This is a genomic window from Methylocella tundrae (assembly GCF_038024855.1).
GTDB classification, from domain to species: domain Bacteria; phylum Pseudomonadota; class Alphaproteobacteria; order Rhizobiales; family Beijerinckiaceae; genus Methylocapsa; species Methylocapsa tundrae.
Map to the genome: position 1 here is coordinate 3,510,924 of NZ_CP139089.1, position 22,398 is coordinate 3,533,321.

At 62.8% G+C, this 22,398-nt stretch carries 18 protein-coding genes and 1 tRNA gene; 13 read left to right on the plus strand and 6 right to left on the minus strand.

Features of this window, described 5'->3' with window-relative positions; all coding sequences use genetic code 11:
* Window positions 1-220 precede the first annotated feature (220 nt).
* The 4 genes from SIN04_RS18405 to SIN04_RS18420 are packed head-to-tail and all read left to right on the plus strand — an operon-like array spanning window position 221 to window position 4,322.
* Window positions 221-1,858: a leucyl aminopeptidase gene (locus SIN04_RS18405; protein ID WP_134491608.1), complete on the plus strand. Its 1,638-nt coding sequence runs from the start codon at window positions 221-223 to the stop codon at window positions 1,856-1,858.
* A gap of 28 nt (window positions 1,859-1,886) precedes the next feature.
* The gene (locus SIN04_RS18410) at window positions 1,887-2,345 is read left to right on the plus strand and encodes a DNA polymerase III subunit chi (protein ID WP_134491610.1); all 459 of its coding nucleotides are present in this window, start codon (window positions 1,887-1,889) and stop codon (window positions 2,343-2,345) included.
* A 37-nt stretch (window positions 2,346-2,382) separates the two neighbouring features.
* On the plus strand, window positions 2,383-3,108 hold the full coding sequence (locus SIN04_RS18415) for a class I SAM-dependent methyltransferase (protein ID WP_134491612.1): 726 nt from the start codon (window positions 2,383-2,385) through the stop codon (window positions 3,106-3,108).
* Window positions 3,108-4,322 (plus strand): MFS transporter, encoded by a 1,215-nt coding sequence (locus SIN04_RS18420; protein WP_134491614.1) that lies wholly within the window; start codon window positions 3,108-3,110, stop codon window positions 4,320-4,322. Before SIN04_RS18415 ends, SIN04_RS18420 begins: the two co-directional genes overlap by 1 nt.
* On the opposite strand, the gene recG is transcribed toward SIN04_RS18420, so the two are convergent.
* Window positions 4,323-6,401 carry an ATP-dependent DNA helicase RecG gene (recG, locus tag SIN04_RS18425; protein ID WP_341264125.1) on the minus strand — a complete coding sequence of 693 codons (2,079 nt, stop codon included), beginning with the start codon at window positions 6,399-6,401 and terminating at the stop codon, window positions 4,323-4,325.
* A gap of 152 nt (window positions 6,402-6,553) precedes the next feature.
* Between recG and SIN04_RS18430 the strand changes: the two genes are divergently transcribed.
* Window positions 6,554-6,925 (plus strand): transposase, encoded by a 372-nt coding sequence (locus SIN04_RS18430; RefSeq protein WP_134491616.1) that lies wholly within the window; start codon window positions 6,554-6,556, stop codon window positions 6,923-6,925.
* Between the two features lie 343 nt (window positions 6,926-7,268).
* Window positions 7,269-8,048: an outer membrane protein gene (locus SIN04_RS18435; protein ID WP_134491618.1), complete on the plus strand. Its 780-nt coding sequence runs from the start codon at window positions 7,269-7,271 to the stop codon at window positions 8,046-8,048.
* A gap of 80 nt (window positions 8,049-8,128) precedes the next feature.
* On the opposite strand, the gene SIN04_RS18440 is transcribed toward SIN04_RS18435, so the two are convergent.
* The gene (locus SIN04_RS18440) at window positions 8,129-8,452 is read right to left on the minus strand and encodes a hypothetical protein (protein ID WP_341264491.1); all 324 of its coding nucleotides are present in this window, start codon (window positions 8,450-8,452) and stop codon (window positions 8,129-8,131) included.
* Window positions 8,453-8,596: 144 nt separating this feature from the next.
* On the opposite strand from SIN04_RS18440, the gene SIN04_RS18445 reads away from it, so the two are divergent.
* The 3 genes from SIN04_RS18445 to SIN04_RS18455 all read left to right on the plus strand — a co-directional run bounded on the left by SIN04_RS18445 (window position 8,597) and on the right by SIN04_RS18455 (window position 12,960).
* Window positions 8,597-8,893 (plus strand): succinate dehydrogenase assembly factor 2, encoded by a 297-nt coding sequence (locus SIN04_RS18445; protein ID WP_134491622.1) that lies wholly within the window; start codon window positions 8,597-8,599, stop codon window positions 8,891-8,893.
* 58 nt (window positions 8,894-8,951) lie between these two features.
* Window positions 8,952-12,470: a transcription-repair coupling factor gene (gene mfd / locus SIN04_RS18450; protein ID WP_134491624.1), complete on the plus strand. Its 3,519-nt coding sequence runs from the start codon at window positions 8,952-8,954 to the stop codon at window positions 12,468-12,470.
* Window positions 12,471-12,600: 130 nt separating this feature from the next.
* Window positions 12,601-12,960, plus strand: coding sequence for a HesB/IscA family protein (locus SIN04_RS18455; RefSeq protein ID WP_174511946.1), 360 nt, complete (start codon window positions 12,601-12,603; stop codon window positions 12,958-12,960).
* Window positions 12,961-13,084: 124 nt separating this feature from the next.
* Here the strand turns inward: SIN04_RS18455 and SIN04_RS18460 are convergent, their stop codons facing one another.
* Both SIN04_RS18460 and SIN04_RS18465 read right to left on the minus strand, forming a co-directional pair.
* Window positions 13,085-13,699 carry an HAD-IA family hydrolase gene (locus SIN04_RS18460; RefSeq protein WP_134491626.1) on the minus strand — a complete coding sequence of 205 codons (615 nt, stop codon included), beginning with the start codon at window positions 13,697-13,699 and terminating at the stop codon, window positions 13,085-13,087.
* Window positions 13,700-13,755: 56 nt separating this feature from the next.
* Window positions 13,756-14,727 carry a Tim44 domain-containing protein gene (locus SIN04_RS18465; protein ID WP_134491628.1) on the minus strand — a complete coding sequence of 324 codons (972 nt, stop codon included), beginning with the start codon at window positions 14,725-14,727 and terminating at the stop codon, window positions 13,756-13,758.
* 240 nt (window positions 14,728-14,967) lie between these two features.
* Between SIN04_RS18465 and fabA the strand changes: the two genes are divergently transcribed.
* A complete protein-coding gene (gene fabA / locus SIN04_RS18470) occupies window positions 14,968-15,489 on the plus strand; it encodes a bifunctional 3-hydroxydecanoyl-ACP dehydratase/trans-2-decenoyl-ACP isomerase (RefSeq protein ID WP_134491630.1) in 522 nt (173 codons plus the stop codon).
* A gap of 42 nt (window positions 15,490-15,531) precedes the next feature.
* Here the strand turns inward: fabA and SIN04_RS18475 are convergent, their stop codons facing one another.
* Window positions 15,532-17,571, minus strand: coding sequence for an acyltransferase family protein (locus SIN04_RS18475; RefSeq protein ID WP_134491632.1), 2,040 nt, complete (start codon window positions 17,569-17,571; stop codon window positions 15,532-15,534).
* A 620-nt stretch (window positions 17,572-18,191) separates the two neighbouring features.
* On the opposite strand from SIN04_RS18475, the gene fabB reads away from it, so the two are divergent.
* The 3 genes from fabB to SIN04_RS18490 all read left to right on the plus strand — a co-directional run bounded on the left by fabB (window position 18,192) and on the right by SIN04_RS18490 (window position 20,523).
* A complete protein-coding gene (fabB, locus tag SIN04_RS18480; protein WP_134491634.1) occupies window positions 18,192-19,415 on the plus strand; it encodes a beta-ketoacyl-ACP synthase I in 1,224 nt (407 codons plus the stop codon).
* Between the two features lie 28 nt (window positions 19,416-19,443).
* Window positions 19,444-20,247: an enoyl-ACP reductase FabI gene (fabI, locus tag SIN04_RS18485; protein ID WP_197731997.1), complete on the plus strand. Its 804-nt coding sequence runs from the start codon at window positions 19,444-19,446 to the stop codon at window positions 20,245-20,247.
* 186 nt (window positions 20,248-20,433) lie between these two features.
* Window positions 20,434-20,523: transfer RNA gene (locus SIN04_RS18490), tRNA-Ser, on the plus strand.
* A gap of 48 nt (window positions 20,524-20,571) precedes the next feature.
* Here SIN04_RS18490 and SIN04_RS18495 read toward each other — a convergent pair.
* Window positions 20,572-22,305: a sigma-54-dependent Fis family transcriptional regulator gene (locus SIN04_RS18495; protein WP_134491638.1), complete on the minus strand. Its 1,734-nt coding sequence runs from the start codon at window positions 22,303-22,305 to the stop codon at window positions 20,572-20,574.
* Between the last annotated feature and the right edge of the window lie 93 nt (window positions 22,306-22,398).

Consider the following 22,398-nt stretch of genomic DNA (forward strand, 5'->3'; position numbering starts at 1 on the left):
TTTTTCGGCGCGACCCCGCCGGCAGGGCAACGGCCAGGCGGCGCGGGCTCCCCTTGCTGAACCGCTCACGGTCCGACATATGCGTATGAAAAGGCATTTTCAATGCGAGTTTGATATGACCTGAACCAGTTTCCCCGTTCTTTCGCATGATTTACGCCGTCGAGTTCGGCTCCCGTCGAGGACGCCGTGAGCGCGGCAGTCACGCTTTTTTGAGGATCAAATGTCGCAGTCCGTGAAAATCGAATTTATCGCGCTGGCTTCTTTGACCGGCGCCCGGCCGCAGCCCGACGCCAAGACGGCGGCCCAACCCGCGAAAGGCCCGCAATCGCTCGTGGTTTTCAGCGGACCTGACTTCAAATTCGGCGATGCGACGCTGAAGTTGCTCGGCGCCGATGGGGAAGCTCTGATTCGCAAAGCCGCCGTCGTCTCCAGGTTCAAGGGCAAGGCCTCGACGGCGCTCGACATCATCGCTCCCGCCGGGATCGCGGCTGATCGCCTGCTCGTCATCGGAGCGCCGGGCCCGCAAGCCGAGGCAAGCGAGCGGAACGACGCCGATTCGCCGGAGGCGGCCAAGATCAAACCCGCCGCTCCCGCGCCCGTGGATTACGCCAATCTCGGCGGTTTTGTCCTCGGCAAGCTGGGTCGCGGCGGCGCGGCGACAATTGTCTTCGATCCGCCGGACGCGCCGGCCGATCCGGCCGCGGCCGCCGCCGAATTCGCGCTCGGCGCTCAGCTGCGCGATTATCGTTTCGACCGCTACAAGACCAAGAAAAAGGACGATTCTGACGACAATGGATCGAGCGAACTCGTGCTCGCCGTCGCGGACCCCGCCGCCGCGCGCGGCGAAGCGAGGCGTCGCGCCGCCGTCGCGGAAGGGGTTCTTACCGCGCGCACCCTCGTCAACGAGCCCGCCAATGTGCTCTATCCGGAGGAGTTCGCCAGTCGCGCGCGGGAGCTCGAAAAGATCGGCGTCGAGGTCGAGATTCTCGATGAGCCCGCTTTGAAGGCGCTGCGCATGGGAGCGCTCCTTGGCGTCGGGCAGGGGTCCGCCCGGCAAAGCCGCGTCGTCGTCATGCGCTGGCGCGGAGGAAAGGGCTCCTACAAGGGCAAGGCCCAGCCGGTCGCCTTCGTCGGCAAGGGCGTCACCTTCGACACCGGCGGCATCTCGATCAAGCCGGCCGGCGGCATGGAGGATATGAAGGGCGACATGGCGGGCGCCGCCTGCGTCGTCGGCCTCATGCAGGCGCTCGCCGCCCGCAAGGCCAAGGTCGACGCCGTCGGCGTCGTCGGCCTCGTCGAAAACATGCCGGGGCCGGAAGCGCAGCGCCCGGGCGATATCGTGACGTCCATGTCGGGGCAGACGATCGAGGTCATCAATACGGACGCCGAAGGCCGTCTCGTGCTCGCCGACGTGCTGTGGTATGTGCAGGACCGTTTCAAGCCGAAATTCATCGTCGACCTCGCGACGCTGACCGGCGCCGTGCTGGTCGCCCTTGGCCAGGACCACGCCGGACTTTTCACCAATGACGATGACCTTGGCGAGAAGCTGCTCGCCGCCGGCAAGGCGACGGGGGAAAAACTCTGGCGGCTGCCGCTCGCCCCGGCCTATGACAAGCTGATCGACTCGAAATTCGCCGATATGAAGAACACCGGCGGACGTCACGCGGGCTCGATCACCGCCGCGCAGTTCCTGCAAAGATTCGTCAATGGCGCGCCTTGGGCGCATCTCGACATCGCCGGCACCGGCATGAGTTCGCCGGCGAGCGACGTCAATCAGGGCTGGGCCTCCGGCTTTGGCGTCCGGCTTCTGGACCGGCTCGTCTTCGACAATTACGAGGCGAAAGCGGACAAGGCGTGACCCTGATGGCGTCGGAGCCCATGCCGTAATGGAGATCTGGTTCTACCACCTCCAGCGCCAAAGCCTCGACCAGGCGCTGCCCGGCCTCATCGAGAAATCGCTCGAGAGAGGCTGGCGCGTGGTCATCCAGGCGCGAAGCGAAGAGCGGCTGGAGGCGCTGGATCAGTGGCTCTGGACTTATTCCGACGCCAGCTTTATCGCGCATGGCCGCGCCGCCGACGGCGATGTCGAATCGCAGCCGGTCTATCTTTGCACGGGGGCGGAAAATCCGAATGGCGCGGCGGCGCGCTTCTTTGTCGAGGGGGCGCAGATTGCCGCCTCCCTCGGTGATGACGCGGCCTATGAACGCGCGATCGTCGTCTTCGACGGAGCCAATGAGGACGAGCTTGCCGCCGCCCGGCTGCAATGGAAAGAGCTGAAGCAACGGGGCTTTGCTTTGACCTATTGGCAGCAGAGCGAGGCCGGGCGCTGGGAAAAGAAGGCCTGAACGCGGCCGCGCCTCAATCCCTGAAAGGAAAAGCAGCATGAGCGGATTTTCGTCCGATCCCGGCTTTGCCGAGCGCCGCGCCAGGGCGCGGATCGAGCTCGACGCGATCGATCCGGCCAAAGGGGCGGCGCCAGACGCCGCCGATCCGCTGCGAAGGGGCTGGTTCGAGGCTGTCTATGCCCTCGCCGAAAATGATGCCGCGCGGGTGCCCTGGGCCAATCTTTCGCCCCATCCGCTCACCCGATCTTTCGTCGATTTGCAAATGCGCGGCCTCGAAGGGCTTTGCGTGCTCGACGTCGGCTGCGGCCTTGGCGACAATGCCGAGTGCTTTTCCGCCGCCGGCGCTGACGTTACGGCTTTCGATCTGGTCGAGGAAGCCGTCCAATGGGCAAAACGGCGTTTTCCAGATAGCAAAGTCGCCTACAGCGCGGAGGATCTCTTCAAAGTCCCTCCCGAGTGGCGCGAAAAATTCGATCTTGTCCATGAATGCTACACTTTGCAGGCCCTGGCGCCAGAGCTCCTGCCGAAGGCGCTCGCCGCTCTCGCCTCGCTTCTTGCGCCAGATGGAAAACTTCTTGTGATCGCGCGGGCGCGTGACGAGGACGCGCCGGCCTCGGGGCCGCCCTGGCCGCTGCCGCCGTCGATTTTCGCGCAGGCCGAACGCCACGGCTTGCGCAGGGTCGTCATCGAGGACATCGCCGCGACGGCGGAGGTTCCAATCCGCCATTGGCGCGCCCTGCTGCGCCGCTCCGACGCAGCTTGATGGGCGCCTTGCGCGGCGCATCCGATGCGCCCATCGCCCCAGAGTCTGAAGATCGCGCGATCAGGGCCGGCTTCATCGACGCGCGGGCGCGGCGCGAATATTTTCAGCTGGCGCTTGCCGCTTTTCTCGTCTCTTTCATGTATTCGCACGCCGCGCTGCTCGCCGTGGTCTTCGCCCGCGAAGGTTTCGATCTTCATACGGTCGGGCTTTTGCTCTCGCTCTACGCATTTCCGGTCATTCTTTTCACCTTTTTGTCCGGCGCTGTGGCCGCGCGCATCGGCGTTCTCAACACCTGCCGGGTCTCCGTGGCCCTCATGGTCGTCGGCTTTTTCAGCCTGCGTTATACCGCCGGCGCGTTCTGGCCGGCGCTCGCCTCCCGTCTCGTTCAGGGCGTCGGGCAGGGGCTCTTGCTCAGCTCCTTCGTCACCTATGGGCAGAGCCGGCTCAATGCGCGCAAGTTCGTCTATCTGAACGGGCTATTTTCGAGCATGTTCGCCGTGGCTCAGGCCTTCGCGCCGCCATTCGGCGCCTTTATCCTGAATAAGTTCGGCGCTCCGGCGATGTTTCTGGAAGGCGCCATTCCCGCCTGTCTCGGGCTTGCGCTCACCTTCGGCGTCCGGCCGATCCCGCGCCCGCGGCAGGCGCGCGCGCTCAATTTTCTGGGCGGCCTGCGGCGCAGCCGCATCCCGGCTTTTTTTGCCGTTTTCGTCAACGGAACGATGTTCGGCTTCACAGCCGCCTATCTCGCCGCCTTGTTGCAGGCGAAGGCGCTGCCGATCGGCGCGTTTTTCTTCGCCTCGACGACAACCCTTTTCGCCAGCCGCTTTCTTGCGATGGGCATTTTCGAGTCTCTCGATCGGCGCGTTCTCGTCGCCGGCGGATTTCTGGCGCAGGGCGCGGGCTTCGTGCTTCTCGCCTACGCCGGGCAATCATGGCTGATCGTCGTCTCGGGCGTGCTTTTTGGCATAGGCTATAGCGTGGTCTATCCGGTCCTGTCCGCCTGGATGAGCGAAGGGGTCGAGCCGGCCGAGCGCGCCGGCCCGCAGGCGCTGCTCAATACAGCGTTCAACATCGGCATTTTCCTGATGCCCTATCCGCAGGCGCTGCTCATCGGCGCTTTCGGCTATGGCGCGACGGCGATGTTCTTGGCCGCTCTTGCTATTTTCGCGGCCCTCGCGATGTTCGCGCTGAGGTTTTTCCCGGGCGAGGCGTAGTCAGCCCGCCCCCAGCAATCTTATCGCTTCGGCGCGCTCGAAAATATTGAGCAAAAGGCGCAGCGCCTCGCCGTTCTCTCCTTCGAGCCGGGGATTTTCCGCGACGATGCCTTGCGCCTGCCGGCGCGCCTCAGCCAGCAGATCCCCATGCGCGGCGGGGTCAGCGAGGCGAAAGCCCGGCAGGCCGGACTGTTTCGAGCCCAGCACCTCGCCTTCGCCGCGCAGACGTAAATCTTCCTCGGCGATGCGGAACCCGTCCTCGCTCTCGCGCAGAATTTCGATGCGGGCCTTCGCGGTCTCGCCGAGCGGGCCTTTATAGAGAAGGATGCAGGACGACTTCGCCGCGCCGCGTCCGACCCGGCCGCGCAGCTGATGCAATTGCGCGAGGCCGAAGCGCTCGGCATGTTCGATGACCATGATGCTGGCCTTCGGCACGTCGACGCCGACCTCGATCACCGTCGTCGCCACCAGAATTTTCGTCTCTCCGCCAGCGAAGGCGGCCATGGCCGCGTCCTTGTCGCGCCCTTTCATCCTGCCGTGGACGAGACCGACCTCGTCGCCGAAGAATTGGCGCAGATCCGCGAAACGCTCCTCGGCGGCGGCGACGTCGAGAAGTTCGCTTTCCTCGACCAGCGGGCAAACCCAGAAAGCCTGCGCGCCAGTCTCCAACGCCCCGCGCAGCCGCTCGACGAGTTCGCCGATTCGCTCGGCCGGCAGAGCCCTGGTCTCGATCGGCTTGCGGCCAACAGGCTTTTCGCGGATCAGCGAGACGTCCATGTCGCCGAAATAGGTGAGTACGAGGCTGCGCGGGATCGGCGTCGCCGTCATCACCAGAATGTCGGCGCGCTCGCCTTTTTCACCGAGCGCCAGACGCTGATGCACGCCGAAACGATGCTGCTCGTCGACCACCGCAAGGCCGAGATCGTGGAAGGCGACGCTCTCCTGAAACAGCGCATGGGTGCCGATGATGATGTCGATCGCGCCCGAGGCCAGCGCCTCGAGCGTTTTGGCCCGCCCGGAGCCCTTGTCGCGGCCAGTGAGCAGGGCGAGCCTCAATCCGGCGGCGCCGGCGAAGGCGCCGAGCGCGGCAAAATGCTGGCGCGCCAGAATTTCCGTCGGCGCCATCAGCGCCGCCTGCCGCCCGGCTTCGACGCAGGACGCCATGGCGAGCAGCGCGACGACCGTTTTGCCGGAGCCGACGTCGCCCTGCAGCAGACGCAACATGCGCGCCTCGCTTGCGAGATCGGCGCGGATTTCCGCGAAGGCGTGTTTCTGCGCGTCCGTCGGCGTAAAGGGCAGGGTTTTGAGGATTTTATCAACGAGGCGCCCGTCGCCCGCGTTGGCGCGCCCCGGCGCGCGCCGCGCTCTCGCCCGCATCAGCCCCAGCGCAAGCTGGCCGGCGAGCATTTCGTCAAAGGCGAGGCGTTTGCGCGCTGGCGCCTCGGGCGCGATTTCTTCCGGCGTCTGCGGGCGATGCACGCGGCGCAGGGCCTCGGTGAAAGAGGGCAGGGCGGGAGCGGGGCGCCACTCCGGCAGCGCGGGCAGGCGCGCCAATGCGCCCTCGATGGCCTTTGAGAGAAGCCGCGATGACAGCCCCTCGGTCAAAGGATAGATCGGCTCGACGGGCGCCAGTTTGGCGAGGCCTTCGGCGTCGAGAATCCGGTCAGGGTGAACCATCTGGCGATGGCCGTCCCAGAGTTCGAGCTTGCCGGACACCCAGCGCCGCGCGCCGACGGGCAGGCTTTTCTCGATCCACTGATGATTGGCGAGGAAAAACACGAGCAGAACATCGCCGGTCTCATCCTCGATCAGCACGCGATAGGGACCCTTCGCGCGGGGCGGCCGATGCTCAATGATCGTTCCCTCGATCACCACCACCGTATTCAGCGGGGCCTCAGTGATCTTCGGCCGGTTGCGACGATCGAGGACGCCGACCGGCAGATGGAACAGGAGATCGAGAACGCGCGCCTCTTTGCCGCCCTCCGCCAGCAGCCGGTCGAGCAGCTTGCCGGTTTTGGGCCCAACGCCCGGCAGGCTCGCGGCCGAGGCGAAGAGGGGGTTCAGAATCGATGGACGCATGGGGTTTGCCGCGCGGAGGTTCAGAGCTTTATGCGCCGCCCGCGGCCGGGGAGGCAATGATCCTATCGGGACGCATCTGACGGCCCGCCGCGCGGACCCTGTTCGACGGTAGTGAGTTGTTCCACGCGCTTGCAGAAGCAGGCGGGCCGCCTGTGCAAGTGCTCATCGACTCCTCGGCGGTGAAGGCGCATCGCTCGGCCAGCGGCGGCAAAGGAGGAGAAAAATCAGGCCATCGGCCGCTCGCCTTTATGCTCACCGGCGGCCACGTCGCCGACTGCACGGCGGGCGCGCAATTATTGGAAAAGCTTTCCGTCTGCGAAATCCTGCACGGCCCTAAGGGCTACGATAGCGACGCCATCGGCCGGCAAGTCGAGGAGCGGCGGAGCTATGCCGAACATCCCGCCCAAGGCCAATCGCAAATGGAAGAACTGCTTCTCTATCGAAACCGGAACGCCATCGAACGCATGTTCCGCCGTCTGAAAGATTTCAGGCGCGTGGCTATCGCTATGACCGAAACGCCATAAACTTCCTCGCCATAGTCTCCATCGCCGCTACGGTCAGCTACTGGTTGTGAGTCTGCACTCTAATGCGCTGCAAGTATCGCGCGTGCGAGGGGAAGATTGTTTTTGAGCGCGCTTGATGAGCAACGGGCAAAATTCCGATGCAAATAGTGATAGATCGATGACGAAGTGTGACATCGCGTCACATCCGGTCTGAAAACTCTTCACTGCTGTAAATCCGCCACACTGTTCCAAAATGCGACCTTGAATCGCCGTCCGGTTGCAATTTGAAATTGCAACCGGACGTAAACTACGTAGCCTCCATCACATTCGCGTTATCTCTGATATCCAAAAGGAGTGGCACCTCATGTTACGTCGCCTGTTACTCGCTTCGGCTGGCGCGATCGCGCTCGCCGGATCGGCCTTCGCCGCCGATCTTCCCTCCCGCGCTCCGCCGCCGGTCTATGTGCCGCCGGTCCCGATCTTCACCTGGACCGGCATCTATGTCGGCGCCCAGATCGGCTACGCCTGGGGCACGTCCAACATCAATGTCACCGATAGCTTCGGCGACTTTGCAAGCTTCCAGGGCAGTAACAGCGGCGTCATCGGCGGCGGGCACATTGGCTATAATCTGCAGTTCAACCAGTTCGTGGTCGGCCTCGAGGGCGACGTTGAGGGAACCAGCCTCAGCAAAACCAGGTCGGGCAGCCCCTTCTTCGAAGGCCTTGGTTCTGTGCCGGTCGCGGTGTCCACCAAAGCGGACATTATGGGTTCGATCCGCGGCCGCGTCGGCTACGCCTGGGATCGCGTCCTCCTCTACGCCACCGGCGGCGTCGCCTTCGCGGGCGTCGAAGGCACCATTTACGGGCCGTTTGGCGGCCAGGTTAGCTCCTCGTCGACCCGCGTCGGCTGGACTCTCGGCGGGGGTCTTGAGTATGCCGTCACCAACAACTGGTCGATTCGCGCCGAATACCGTTACGCGCAATTCGGTCATTCCAGCTTCGCCGCCGACAATGCCTTCGCCACTCCCGGCCTGGCCGCGCTCGGCGTTATTGCCAGTCGCACGACCAACCTGAACCGCGTGGAGGTCGGGGTCAGCTACAAGTTCGACACCGCCGCTCCGGCGCCGGTCGTTGCCAAATACTAAAGAACCACACGTCAACTTTCAGGGTGAGAAGCAGAAGGCTCGGTGAATGGTTCGCCGGGCCTTTCTCTTGCGTAAGACCATCAAACCGACGCATTGTCTATGGCGTTCACGGCCCAGCCGGCATGACCCAGCAGCGCCGTTATGCGTCGGTAGCCGTAGCTGCCATAGGCCTCGGCCAGTTCGATGATGTCGACGGTCAACTGCCCGCAATCTGCCGCGGAGACGGCGCTAAAGAGCAGCTTCGCCCCCGTCGAGGCGGCCCTCATCGCCGCGGGCTTCGAGCCGGGCGGGATCACGTTGCAGCCCAACGCGAGGGGGCGCATCATCGTCAGCGATGGAAAAAAGGCCGCGCTGCTCGAATTTTGCCAGTAAACCAGTAAACAAGCCCCCCGCCTGCGCGTCATGCGGGGGCCTTGCCGGCGGCCCGTCCGAGCGCTCCACGCATTACCGCCGCCGGAAAGGGCTGACAGTTGTGCGCGCAAAGACTATATGGCTGCGGGGAGCTCCGCGCGAGGCGGGGAAACGCCTTGAAGACCGGAGATCCATCCATGTCCGTCCCGCAAACGGCTGACGTGACCGTCGACGCAAGACGCCGGCGCATCAAATTTCGCTCGTGGCATCGCGGCATGCTGGAAACCGATCTCCTGCTCGGCCGTTTCGCCGACGCCGAGGTGGAGCGCCTGAGCGAGAAAGAGCTCGATGATTTCGAGGCGCTGCTCGAAGCTCTCGACCGCGATGTGTTCAGCTGGGCGACCGGCGAAGCGCCAACGCCCGAGGCCTATGATACACCGCTGTTCCACAGAATCGTCGCTTTCCATGCCGGTTTTGATCCTGCAAACGTCTGATCGCTTTTTTACTCCCTGACGCTTGCGCCGGGGAAAACGCTTGAATTGATTTTGCAACGTGGCTGATCTTAAACGTGCGCTCGCCGAACTCGCCAAAGGCGGCTCGCTGACGCTTTCCTCCCTGACCGATGGTTTTGACGCCTTTTGCGCCGCCGATCTGACGCGCGCGCTCGCAAGGGAGGCGGAGGATCGCGCCGTCGTGCTGGTGCATGTCGCGCGCGACAGCCAGCGCGCCGCGGCCTTTACCGAGGCGCTGTCTTTCGCAGCGCCAGACATCGAAATCCTCGATTTTCCGGGCTGGGACTGCCAGCCTTACGACAGGGTTTCGCCCAACGCCTCGGTCTCCGCGAGGCGCATGATCGTCCTGTCGCGCCTCGCCCGCTCCCGGTCCAGCGTCGAGCGCCCGCGCATTTTGAGCACGACCGTCAAGGCGCTGGTCCAGCGCGTCGCGCCCATTCAGCAAATGGCGGCGGACACGTTTTCGGCGGCGCCCGGCAATGTCGTCGATATGGACGCGCTGACGCTGTGGTTAGAGACCAATGGCTTCGCCCGGGCCTCCAGCGTGCGCGACGCCGGCGAATATGCGGTGAGAGGCGGCATTCTCGATCTTTTCGCGCCCGGCATGGCGCAGCCCGTGCGCCTCGATTTCTTCGGCGACACGCTGGAATCGATCCGCGCTTTTGATCCTGAATCGCAGCGCACGATGTTTCCCTTGCGCGGGCTTGACCTTGTGCCGATGAGCGAGGTGCAGCTCACAAGCGACACGATGCGGCGCTTCCGGCAGGCCTATGTCGCGAATTTTGGCGCGCAGACGCGCGGCGACGCGCTCTATGAAGCGATCAGCGAAGGGCGCAGGCACCCCGGCTATGAGCATTGGCTGCCGCTGTTCTACGACCATCTCGATACGATTCTCGATTATGCAGGCCGGGCGCCGCTGATTCTCGATCCGCTCGCCGATGAGGCGGCGCATGAGCGCATCGCGCTGATCGCCGACTATTACGACGCGCGAAAGAGCGCCCATGACGCTGACCCCGTCCATTCCAACTATAAGCCGCTGAAGCCCGACCAGCTTTATCTCTCCGAGGCGGAGTGGAAGCAGCGCCTTGGCGGCGCGCGGGTGATCCGCACGACGCCCTTTGCGCAGCCGGAGGGCGCGCGCGGCCTCGTCATCGACTGCGGCTCGAAGCCGGGGCGGAGCTTCGCGCCCGAACGGGCCGATGAAAGCGCCAATGTTTTCAGCGCGGCGGTCGAGCATGTCCATGCGCTCCAGGCGCAGCAGAAGCGCGTCATCGTGGCGGCGTGGTCCGACGGCTCGCGCGAGCGTCTCTCCCATGTCCTCGTCGATCACGGCCTTGCCAACCCGGCGCCGGTTTCCTCGCTGGCGCAGGCGCTCGAGCTGCCGCGCGCAAGCGTCGCTCTGGCCGTCATCGGCCTCGAGGCCGGGTTCGAGGCGGGCGATCTCGTCATCGTCGGCGAGCAGGATATTCTCGGCGACCGCCTGCTGCGCGCCCGCAAAAAAACGCGCCGGCCCCAGGATTTCCTGAGCGAAGTCGGCGCGCTGACGGCGGGCGATATCGTCGTCCATGTCGATCACGGCATCGGCCGCTTCATCGGCCTGCAGACGATCGAGGCGGGCGGCGCGCCGCATGACTGCCTCGAACTGCATTACGCGGAAGGGGCGAAGCTTTTTCTGCCGGTGGAGAACCTCGAGCTTCTGTCGCGCTACGGCTCCGAGGACACCGAGGTCCAGCTTGATCGCCTCGGCGGCGGCGGTTGGCAGAAGCGCAAGGCGAAGATGCGCAAGCGCATCCTCGAAATGGCGGCGGGCCTCATCAAGATCGCCGCCGCGCGCCAGACCAAGGCGGCGGCCAAGCTCGCCCCGCCCGAGGGACTTTACGCCGAATTCTGCGCCGGTTTCCCCTATGATGAGACGGACGATCAACTCGCGACGATCGAGGCCGTGCTGGAAGACATGGCCTCGGGCCGGCCGATGGACCGGCTCGTTTGCGGCGACGTCGGCTTCGGCAAGACGGAAGTCGCGCTGCGCGCCGCCTTCGCCGCGGCGATCGAGGGCAAGCAGGTCGCCGTCATCGTGCCGACGACGCTTCTCGCGCGTCAGCACTACAAGAATTTCTCCAACCGCTTCGCCCATCTGCCGATCAAAGTGGCGCAGATGTCGCGCATGGTCAGCACGGCCGAGCTCAAGGCCGCGAAAGCCGGCGCCGCCTCGGGCGACATCGACATCATTGTCGGCACTCATGCGGCGCTTGGCAAAGGCGTCGAGTACAAGGATCTTGGCCTTGTCGTGATCGACGAAGAGCAGCATTTCGGCGTCAAGCACAAGGAGCGCCTGAAAGAGCTGCGCGCCGAGGTGCATGTCCTGACGCTTTCGGCGACGCCGATCCCGCGCACCCTGCAGCTGGCTCTGACAGGGGTGCGCGAACTTTCGATCATCGCGACGCCGCCGGTCGACCGGCTGGCGGTCAGAACCTTCATCACGCCATTCGATACGCTGCTGGTGCGCGAGGCCCTGCTGCGCGAGCGCTATCGCGGCGGCCAGAGCTTCTACGTCTGCCCAAGGATCGACGACATAGAGGAGGCCGCGGCCTTCTTGCGCCAGCATGTACCCGAAGTTAAATTCGTCATCGCGCATGGCCAGATGGCCGCGACCGAGCTCGAAGACAAGATGGCGGCCTTCTACGATGGCCAGTATGACGTGCTGCTCTCGACGGCGATCGTCGAGTCGGGCCTCGACATTCCAACCGCCAACACGCTGATCGTGCACCGCGCCGATATGTTCGGGCTCGCGCAGCTCTATCAATTGCGCGGCCGGGTCGGGCGCTCGAAGATCCGCGCCTATGCGCTGTTCACCGTTCCCGCCGATCGCGCCATGACGCCGCAGGCCGAAAAGCGGCTGAAAGTGCTGCAGTCGCTCGATACGCTGGGGGCCGGCTTCCAGCTGGCGAGCCATGATCTCGACATCCGGGGCGCCGGCAATCTTCTCGGCGACGACCAGTCCGGCCATATCAAGGAAGTCGGCTATGAACTCTATCAGCAAATGCTGCAGGAGGCGGTCGAAGCCTTGAAGGCCGGCATAGCGGAGCCTGTGGACGAGGCCTGGTCGCCGACGATCACGCTTGGAACGCCGGTGACGATCCCCGAGGATTACATCGCCGATCTCCCCTTGCGGCTCGGCCTCTACAGACGTCTCGCGGGTCTTGAGACCGACGAGGAAATCGAGAGCTTCGCCGCGGAGATGATTGATCGCTTCGGGCCTCTGCCGCCGGAAGTCGAGCAATTGATGAAGCTGGTCTCGATCAAGGTTTTGTGTCGCAAGGCCCATGTCGAGAAGGTCGACGCCGGGCCAAAGGGCGTCATCATCTCGTTCCGCGACAATTCCTTCGCCAATCCGCAAGGGCTCGTTCGCTATGTCGCCGAGCAGGGCCGCGACGCCAAGGTGCGGCCGGATATGAAGATCGTTTTCGCGCGCGATTTCGACGAGGTGAAGGACCGGCTCGAAGGAACGCGGCAAATCATGCGCGCGCTTGCCGCCATCGCAGTGAAGAAGGCGGCGTGAGCTCATCGCGGCGGGGCGGCGTCATTTGCGCGTTCCGGCGTCGATCGATGTGATCCCCCTAAACATTCGCGCCGCGACGCGCTATATAGGGCATTAAGCCCAAGCGCCAGCCAGCGCCCCGGAGGGATTGATGCTCAAGCCGAAATTCGCCGCCGTTTCCCTGACCGAAGCCGCCGCCGCTCGCGCGCGGGAGCTGATTGAAGCCGCCGGCAAACCGGTCGCCGGCATCAAAGTCGGCATCAAAAATGGCGGCTGCGCCGGCATGAGCTATGTTTTGGACCTCGCCGACGAGGTTCTGCCGGGCGACGAAGTGATCGAGGATCAGGGCGTCAATATTTTGATCGCGCCGAAGGATCTGATGTTTCTCCTTGGCACGAAACTCGATTTCGAGACCAGTAAATTCACCTCGGCGTTCACTTTCCAGAACCCGAATCAGACTGCGGCATGCGGTTGCGGCGAATCGGTTTCGATCACGCCAGCGGCCGACTGAACGCAGTCTGCGCAGGCGCTTTCCAATCGAATGGAGTCATTCGATCGATCAGAAACCGCTCCAGATTCAAAAGCTTTAGCATTTTCTTGTCGATCAGATCGAACCGATCTGATCGGAATATGCGCTAGGCGTCCACCGCGACGCCATATTCGGCGATCGCGGCTTTCAGAGCCTCGCGGTCCGTGAAGGTCACCGTTTTAATGCCGAGGGCCGCGGCGGCCGCTGTATTCTCCGGGCGATCGTCGATGAAAATGCATTCTTCGGGGCGCCGTCCCTCGAGCTCCAATACTTTCCTGAAGGCGCCGGCATAAGGCTTCACCAGCCCCAGTTCGTAGGACATATAGGCGGCGTGGGCATGTTCGAGCACGCGGTAGTTCGCCCGGATATGTTCGATATGGGCCGAATTGGTGTTCGAGAACACGACGACGCGATAGCGTTGGGCAAGGGCGAGGAGGAGCGGCTCCATCCCGGGCTCCGCGCTGAAATGGCTGCTCCAGAGGTCAAGGAAATGGGCAAAGCTTTGCCCGAAGCCCTGCTCGGACACGAGACGGGCGTGCAGGGCGTCGACGCCGAGCTGGCCGGTCCCGATCTCCTCATCGCCGAGAATGTTTTCCATGACGACGCGGGCGCCGCCCGGATCGGCGCAACAGGCGGCGAGCCGGTCATAGAGGATGTCGTTGTCGTGGCGGATGAGGACGCCGCCGAGATCGAAGATGATGGTTGGCGCTGAAGGGTTCATGCGCTCAGCCTAACGAAAAATGGCGACGGCTTAAAGGCCGCCGCCAAGGCCGATTGCTACGCGGCCTGCTGAATCCCGGATAATTTCCAATCATTTGCCGAGCCGCCCGGAAAGCGCGTGAACGTCCAGATTTCGGTCGCCTCCTGCGGCGTTGCGAGGTCGCCCGAGACAACCCGCCCTGTCGTCCGGTCGAGCATGGCGTCGTTCAGCGAATAGCGCATGGCGACGCTCGCATAGTCGCCGCCGGCCTCGCGCCAGGCTTCCGACAGATCCCCTTGCAGGAAAGCGACGTTGGAGAGCTTGTTGACGAGGCCCTTCCTGGCGCTCTCCGCGAGTTCCTCAGCAAAGTAAGAGGCCATTTCCGGCGTCGTCATCGACCGCAAAGCGGTCATATCTTCATCGCTGTAGGCTTTCTGAACGGCGCCAAGCCGCTGTTCGAAAGCGCTGAAGTCAGCCGGACCGACATCGAGCTTGGAGCCTTGCGAGGCGCCCCCTCCAAATCCGGCGAATCCGCCAGCGCCCGGCGCGTTTCCTCCAAAGGGCGCGGAGCCCGCCGCCGGCGAACGATTAAAGGCGCCTCCCTGCATGGCCGGTGAACGGTTACGGAGGAAGCTCATGACGAATTTGAAGAGGAAGAATAAAAGCGCGAGCTGCAGCAAAAGCCCGATGAAGGACATGCCGCCCCCAAGGCCGCCCCCAAATCCATGGCCGAACAGCATGCCGATGAGGCCCGCGCCGAGAAGGCCGCCGAGGAGGCCGCGGCCGAAGCCGCCGGAGAAAAAGCCGCCGCGTGCGCCGGGAGCGCCGAAACCGGGGCGGAATATCCCCTGGTTTGGCGACGTCATCGACCGGCTGAAGGGCGAGGCGCCATTCGGCGCCGTCATTGTCGAGGACGGCGCGCCGAACGTGCGCGAGCCGCGGCTGCCGAAGGACCCGCCGCTGCCGGCGCGCGCGAAAGCGTCGGCTGAAAAACCCGCGGCGAGCATCAGCGCAAAGGTCAAAATCAACGTCTTGTGGCGAATCGCCATGGAAATCGTATCCTGCCGTTAGTGGGACGCAGAAGCCCCAACGCCAGCTATATAAGATCGGGACTGCGCTAAAGGAAGGGCGCGGCCCCGCGCGCGCCGCAGAATGTGCCTGCCGCGCCAAGGGAATCGCGCCTCGGAGCGCAAATTCGCCCGGCGGCGCTTCCGGCGCTTCGACGCCTGTGTTAGAAGGCCGCATTTCCGACGGCCCAGCCGCCCGGCCGCAGCACGGAGAGACAAAGAGTGACGCAAGAAAGCAAGCGGCGCCAGAGCTTCGAGTATGAAGACCTCATAGCCTGTGGCCGCGGAGAGCTGTTTGGGCCTGGCAACCCGCAATTGCCGTTGCCGCCCATGCTGATGTTCGATCGTATCGCGGAGGTGTCCGAAACGGGCGGCCCCAACGGCAAGGGCATGATTCGCGCGGAATTTGCGATCAATCCCGATCTCTGGTTTTTCGGCTGCCATTTCAAGGGCGATCCGGTCATGCCGGGCTGTCTTGGCCTTGACGCTTTATGGCAGTTGCTCGGCTTTTATCTTGGCTGGCTCGATCTGCCGGGGCGTGGCCGCGCGCTTGGCGTCGGCGAGGTGAAATTTGCTGATCAGGTGCTGCCGACCGTTAAACGGATCATTTATGGCGTCGATCTGAAGCGCGTGTTCAAGACAAAGCTTGTCCTTGGCATCGCTGACGGCTGGCTGGAAGCCGATGGAACGCGCATTTATGAGGCGAAGGATCTGAAAGTCGGATTGTTCCGGGCGGCGACCTGATCGGCAGGATCTTCGCGGCTCCCGGAACTCCCGGCGGAACGATCAATCGCCGTCCGGCGACTGTTTCTCATACGGTGCCGGCAGCACGCTGGTGTACTGTTTGTTGACGCCGACCGCCTCGTCGAAGAAGTGGAAGCGGTCCGTTCGGACCGCTGCGGCGCGAAAATGCCCGTTGTCCCGGTAGTAGGAGACGCCATCTGGGTCGATCGCCGGGCAGCGATGTTCTTCGCAGAGGAATTTGGCCGGATCGATCAGGGTCGCGCCGATCGACGCCGCGATCGCGGCCAGATTGCGGTTCACGAGAGACGCCGTTTTGTCGAACTGGTCGCGGTCAAAATAAGAGATTGCTTGCAGGTCCATCCCAAGGAATTGCCGTTTCAGGAGTTCTGACGGGACGTCCCACTCGCCATAGGGCGTCGCCGAAACAAGGACGACCTCGGCTCCGCGATCGCGGAACGCCCGCAGGCGCTCGCCAAGCGCCGCGAAAACGGCTTCCACATGCGGCGTAAACCACGGCAGATCGCGTATTCGCGTGACGCAGGTGTCGCCTTCGACAAAGCAAAGCTTCTCATTGTCGGGATGGAAATAGGCGAACCAGTTCGACGCGAGCACGATGCGGCTGGGGTTTTGCGTGGCGGCGTATTCAAGGGCTTTTTCGAAAAAGCCGTCGCAGTGAAGCGGGTCCGAGACGAATCGGATGCCTGTCACGGGCGGACATCCAGAGGATGTCAGAAAGACAAACGAGCCATGAAGATTGGCTTTTTCGGCTTCCAGCCTGTGGTAGATCTGCATGGCGAAGGAATCGCCGAGGATCAGCGTCTCCGGACCCGTTGATTTACCGAGCCGGCAAGGTCTTACGCTACCGGCCGCGTTCGAGCCGTCGCAGTCACGCGGGAAATCCCAGTCCGTAGACGCCACCCGATAGGCTGCAACCTGCTTGGCGATTTCCGGGGTGCGGTTTGGAAAGCCGCGATAGACATCGACCGTGAGCGCCAGGCCAAGGGCGATCGAAAAGCCGAAAGCGAGCGCCCCCACGGCCCACGCAGGCCGGGGAGAGGCCGACCGCCAGCCGGACGCCTCGCCAAGTTTTCGCACGGCTGACAAAAGCAGGGCGCCGCCGGAAATAATCGCCGCCAGAATCGCGAGCTCAGTGATGACAAGCGCGGCGTTCGTCTTTTTGAAGTTGAAATAGACAAAAGCGACTGCGATCGGCCAGTGCCAAAGATAGATCGAATAGGACCATCGTCCCAGCGTTTGCACGACGGGGAGCCTGAAAGGCGCGGCGGCGGCCCGATTCGCGGCGATGACCAGACAGGCGCCGATCACCGGGATCAAAGCGCGGTAGGAAGGCCAGATCGTGTTTTTATCGAAATAGATGAGGGAGAAGGCGATGAGCAGGAAGCCGGCGCCCAGCAATAGGCTCGCGTATTTCGGCGCCCATGTCTTGAATTTCAATGCGACGACGCCGCCCGCCGCCATTTCCCACGCTCTCTGTGGCAGCAAATAAAATGCCGCCGGCTCATCTGTGCTCGACAGCGAGATGCAGAGCGCCAAAGATAGCAACGCTACCGTTATGAGGACCAGCGCCAGGTGGCGCCTCGTCACCGAAAACCTGTTGAGCGCCATGAGTACGAGGGGATATACCAAATAAAACTGCCACTCGGCGGATAGACTCCAGGTGTGCAAAAGCCACTGTGTATTGACCGATGGACTGAAATAGCCTTGAGATTGATAGAAAAGGATGTTTGAATAAAATAAAAGGGCGGAAACGCTTGTGTAACTCAAAGTATTATAGCGGACTGGATCGATCATAAAATAGCCGACTACAAGAAGCCCGAAGCAAAGGCCGGCCAGTCCTGGAACGATCCGTTTTGCGCGATCATAGTAGAATTTTAGAACGTTGAAATTATCGTTCTGCATCCGGCCGACGATAATGTCAGTCATCAGATAGCCGGATATGACGAAGAAAATATCGACGCCTACAAAGCCGCCCGGAACAAAATTGACGTTATAGTGATATAAAACCACCGAAGCGACCGCCAAAGCGCGTAGCGCATTTATGTCATATCTGAATTTCGTCATTCGCCCCTGCGCGCCAATTGTCTGAAATCGCTGAATAAAATACCGATCCGAGGATCAAACGATCGATCGATCCTCGCACCTGTCTTCTCAAATCCGGCCGGGAAGGCTGGTCAATTCGTCGAAAGCTGCCCGCACACAGTTATTCTTCAAAGATTGTGACTTTCGTCGGGCGCCCGCGCCCCTTGCCGAATGAATAAACCAGCATGCGAGCGTTAACGCGAGCTTAACGATGAGATGCGCACTGGGGCAATAGCCAGAGCGCGGCGAATGCCGGATCCGTGTGGAAAAAAGCGCCGCCGGGGCCGGTCCGGGCCGGCGCGCGGAAAAGGGCCGGGCATTTGCGAAAAGCCTTTGCCGCGCTGGCGACTTCCGGCTTCGCAATCCCTATGTTAGAAGGCGCGCGACGATCGCCCGCCTCAGGTTGAAATGGCGCGCGAAGCCGCTGGGATGGGATGAGAGGGCGCCGCGCCGGCTTGGCTGAATGTTGAGCCTGTCGGGGCGCCTGAACGGGGCGCTCAATCGGCGCGGACTTTGCGGCGTCGATTGAACAGGTTTTGTTTTCGCGAAACGATCGGCTTCGCGAAGAAATAGATAAGCTCGAGTTGAGCAGGAGTAATCGTATGAGACGTGTCGTCGTCACGGGAATGGGGATCGTCTCATCGATCGGCAATAATTCCCAGGAAGTGCTTGCATCGCTTCGGGAAGCAAAGTCCGGGATCGTCCGGGCGGATAAATATGCGGAGATGGGTTTCCGCAGCCAGATTCATGGCATGCCGACTCTCGATCCGGACCCGATGATTGATCGCCGCGCGTTGCGCTTCCTCGCAAAAGGAGGCGCCTGGAACCATGTCGCGATGGAGCAGGCGATCCTCGACGCGGGCCTTGGCGAGGAAGAGATCTCGCATGTGCGCACCGGCATTATCATGGGCTCGGGCGGCGCCTCGCTGAAAACCATCGTCGACGGCGCCGACATCGCGCGCTCCAAGAGCCCGAAGAAAGTCGGTCCCTTCGCGGTGCCTAAAGCGATGTCCTCGACCGCTTCGGCGACGCTCGCCACCTGGTTCAAGATCAAGGGCGTCAACTATTCGATCTCTTCGGCCTGCGCGACGTCCAATCATTGCATCGGCAACGCCTATGAGATGATCCAATATGGCAAGCAGGACGTCATGTTCGCCGGCGGCAGCGAGGAGCTCGACTGGACCCTGTCGGTATTCTTCGACGCGATGGGCGCCATGTCCTCCTCCTATAATGATCGCCCGGCCGTCGCCTCGAGAGCTTATGACAAGAACCGGGACGGCTTCGTCATCGCGGGCGGCGCAGGCGTCGTCGTGCTGGAAGAATATGAGCGCGCCAAGGCGAGGGGCGCGAAAATCTACGCCGAGATCGTTGGCTACGGAGTGACGTCCGACGGCTATGATATGGTTGCGCCCTCAGGCGAAGGCGCGGTGCGCTGCATGAATATGGCGCTCGAGAACGTCAAGACGCCGATCGACTACATCAATCCGCACGCCACTTCGACCGGCATCGGCGATTTGCGCGAGATCGAGGCGATCCGCGCCGTGTTCGGATCCGGCGAGGCTTCGCCGCCGATTTCGGCGACGAAATCGCTGACGGGCCATTCTCTCGGCGCGACCGGGGTGCAGGAAGCGATTTATTCTCTGCTGATGATGCAGAGCGGCTTCATCTGCGAGAGCGCCAATATCGAGGAGATCGATCCCGCCTTCGCCGACATGAATATCGTGCGCGAGCGCCGCGATAATGTGAATTTGCGCGCCATATTGTCGAATTCCTTCGGCTTTGGCGGCACCAACGCCAGCCTCGTCTTCAAGCATGTCGACGCCTGAACTCGGTTTCGCCTCCAAAGGCTCCCTGATGGCCGGCAAGCGCGGTCTCATCATGGGCGTCGCCAATGATCACTCGATCGCCTATGGGATCGCGCGCTCGCTCACCGAACAGGGGGCGGAACTCGCTTTCACCTATCAGGGCGAGGCGCTTGGCAAGCGGGTCAAGCCGATCGCCGCAAAACTTGGCTCGAGCCTTGTCCTGCCATGCGACGTCGAAGACCTCGCCTCCGTCGACGCGGCGTTCGCGGCGATCGCCGAGGTTTGGGGCGGCCTCGATTTCGTCGCGCATTGCATCGCCTTTTCGGATAAATCCGAGCTGAAGGGACGCTACGCGGACACGACGCGGAGCAATTTCCAGCGCACCATGCTGATTTCGGCCTTTTCCTTCACCGAGGTCGCCGCCCGCGCGGCGAAGCTCATGAAGGCCGGCGGGTCAATGGTGACCCTGACGTTCGGGGGTTCCATGCGCGTCATGCCGAATTACAATGTCATGGGCGTCGCGAAAGCCGCGCTCGAGGCGAGCGTGCGCTACCTCGCCGCCGATTTCGGACCGCAGGGGATTCGCGTCAACGCCATTTCGGCTGGTCCGGTGCGCACGCTGGCGGGCGCAGGCATCGCCGACGCGCGCTTCATGTTCAATTTCCAGAAAGCGCACGCGCCCTTGCGCCGCACCGTCACCATAACGGACGTTGGCGGCTCCGCGCTCTATCTCCTGTCGGAGCTTTCGAGCGGCGTCACGGGCGAGGTTCACTATGTCGATGCGGGCTACAACATCATTTCGATGCCGCATCCGGACGATGTGAAAGGCAATGGCGCGCCGCCGCCGGATTAAGGCCGCGTAACCGCCGGCTGCGCGAACGAATGGAAGCGCTTGTAAGGCCGGAAGCGCCATGCTATTTGCCCGATCGACCATCCGCAGCCGAGCCTGAAGCGTTTTGCGTTCGAGCAACGAAAAGCGCTTCCGGATCAATTGCGTCGCGTTCGGCAAAACCGGGCGGCGCAACCCGTTGCGGTCCACGGAGAGGTGGCAGAGTGGTCGAATGCACCGCACTCGAAATGCGGCATAGGCGCAAGCCTATCGGGGGTTCAAATCCCTCCCTCTCCGCCAGCCACCCATTTTCAGCCGTCCCTAATTGTCCGAAGCGCTTCGTGATCTTCAATCGGTCCGCAAATCGCCCGATTGAGCTCCGGGAGCGCCTTCCTGCACTTTTCTATAGCGATAAGCCAGTTGCGGCCTTGTAAGGCCCAGCGCTTTGGCGGCCTTGCTCAGATTTCCGGCCGCTCGCTCCACAGCGCGCGCGATCAGTTCGTTTTCGAACGACTCGAGTTCGAATTTGCTGTCCAGCAGACGGTCCAAAGCGCCCGTATCGTGCCGCGCGCCGCCATCGTCGCGTTTCGGAATGAGCAATCCGTGATTTGAGAGCCCGTAAATGCGAGGATTGCGCTCGTCGATTGGCGAGGTCAGATAGGCTACGTCCAACGGTCCCCGATTCGGCGCCATGATGATGGCGCGTTCGATCATGCTTTCCAACTCGGTCACATTGCCGGGAAAATCATGGGTCAGAAGATAGCCGACAGCCATCTCCGACACGCCTGTTATCTTTTTGCCGTAACGACGGGAAAAGACGTCCAGAAAATGACGGATGAGCAGAGGCAAATCGGTCCGACGCTCGCGTAGCGGAGGGACCACGATGGGAAACGTCGTCAGACGATAGTAAAGATCTTCGCGGAACGATCCATCGCGCATGGCGTCGATCAGCCGCGCATTCGATGATGCAACGACGCGAATGTGGACCGGCCTGGGTTGGGCGCCGCCAACCCGTTCAACCTCGCCGGTCTGCAAAACCCGAAGAAGCTTTGTTTGCGCCCGCAAATCGAGCCGATGGACGTCTTCGAGGAAAAGAGTTCCCCCGTTCGCGCGTTCGATGCGGCCGCTGCGCGAAACCTGCGGCCCGCTGGCAGAGGTGCTTTTCTCGACGCCAAAAAGATCGACATCGAGCTGGTCGCACGAAAGCGCGGCGCAGTTGAAGGCGACAAATGGTTTCGAGCATCTCGCGCTCAGCTTGTGCAAAAGCCGCGCGCAGCTTTTCTTGCCGGCGCCGGGTTCCCCGATGAGCATCACTACGGCGTCGGTTCGCGCCACCTTGTCCACCATATGCATCATCGCCACAAACCCCGCGGATGCGCCGACCATGCGATCGTGCGGCCAGCCGCCGGGATGGTCAGGCTCTCCACAGACGGAGGCCCAGGACGAGCCGGCCTCGGCCTGGGTGTCCGCGAGGTCAAAGCCCTGGTGCAGATCGTCGCGAACCGCATCGTCCCATTGATCGGCCGGCTTGCCGATAATACGGCAATGGGCGGCGCCGGTCGCGCGGCATTCCACCTCCCGATAGAGCACAGGAAGTCCCATATAGGCGCTGGTGAAGGCCGAAGCATAGCCAAGCAGCGCCCAACAGACCGGTTCGGCGCTGATGCCATAGGCATGGAGATGAGCGTCGACCTCGGCCGAGTTTCGCCAGATCCATTCTCCCGCATAAACGTCCGTTTCAGGATCGACATCGAGCAGAACCGGCTCCACTGCGACCATCCCTTCAAGCGCGTGGAGCCCTGGTCCGATCATGAACGACTCGCGAATCCCCATGTCGGGCTTCGTCCGGCGTGCGAGCGCCGCGTCGGCCGCTCCCGACGCATGGCCCATCCGCGTGATCAGGCCCCGAGCGACCTCTATCCCGAAAGTGTCGATGAGCTCTCGCCGGAGACTCGCGAAGGCCGTCAAGTGCAGCATCAGCATGCGCTGGCCCTCGAGCCAGATGCAGCCCTCTTCTGGATTGAAGCGAAGACGCGCGGATAGATGGCCGATGTCGACGCCGACCGTGGTTGAGCTGTCCATCACCGCTCGCCCCCGATGACGGCGAGCGCCCTCAAGCCCGGCATTACCTTCATCGATTCACTCCCGCAGCATGTTATTTTTCTACCCGCTACT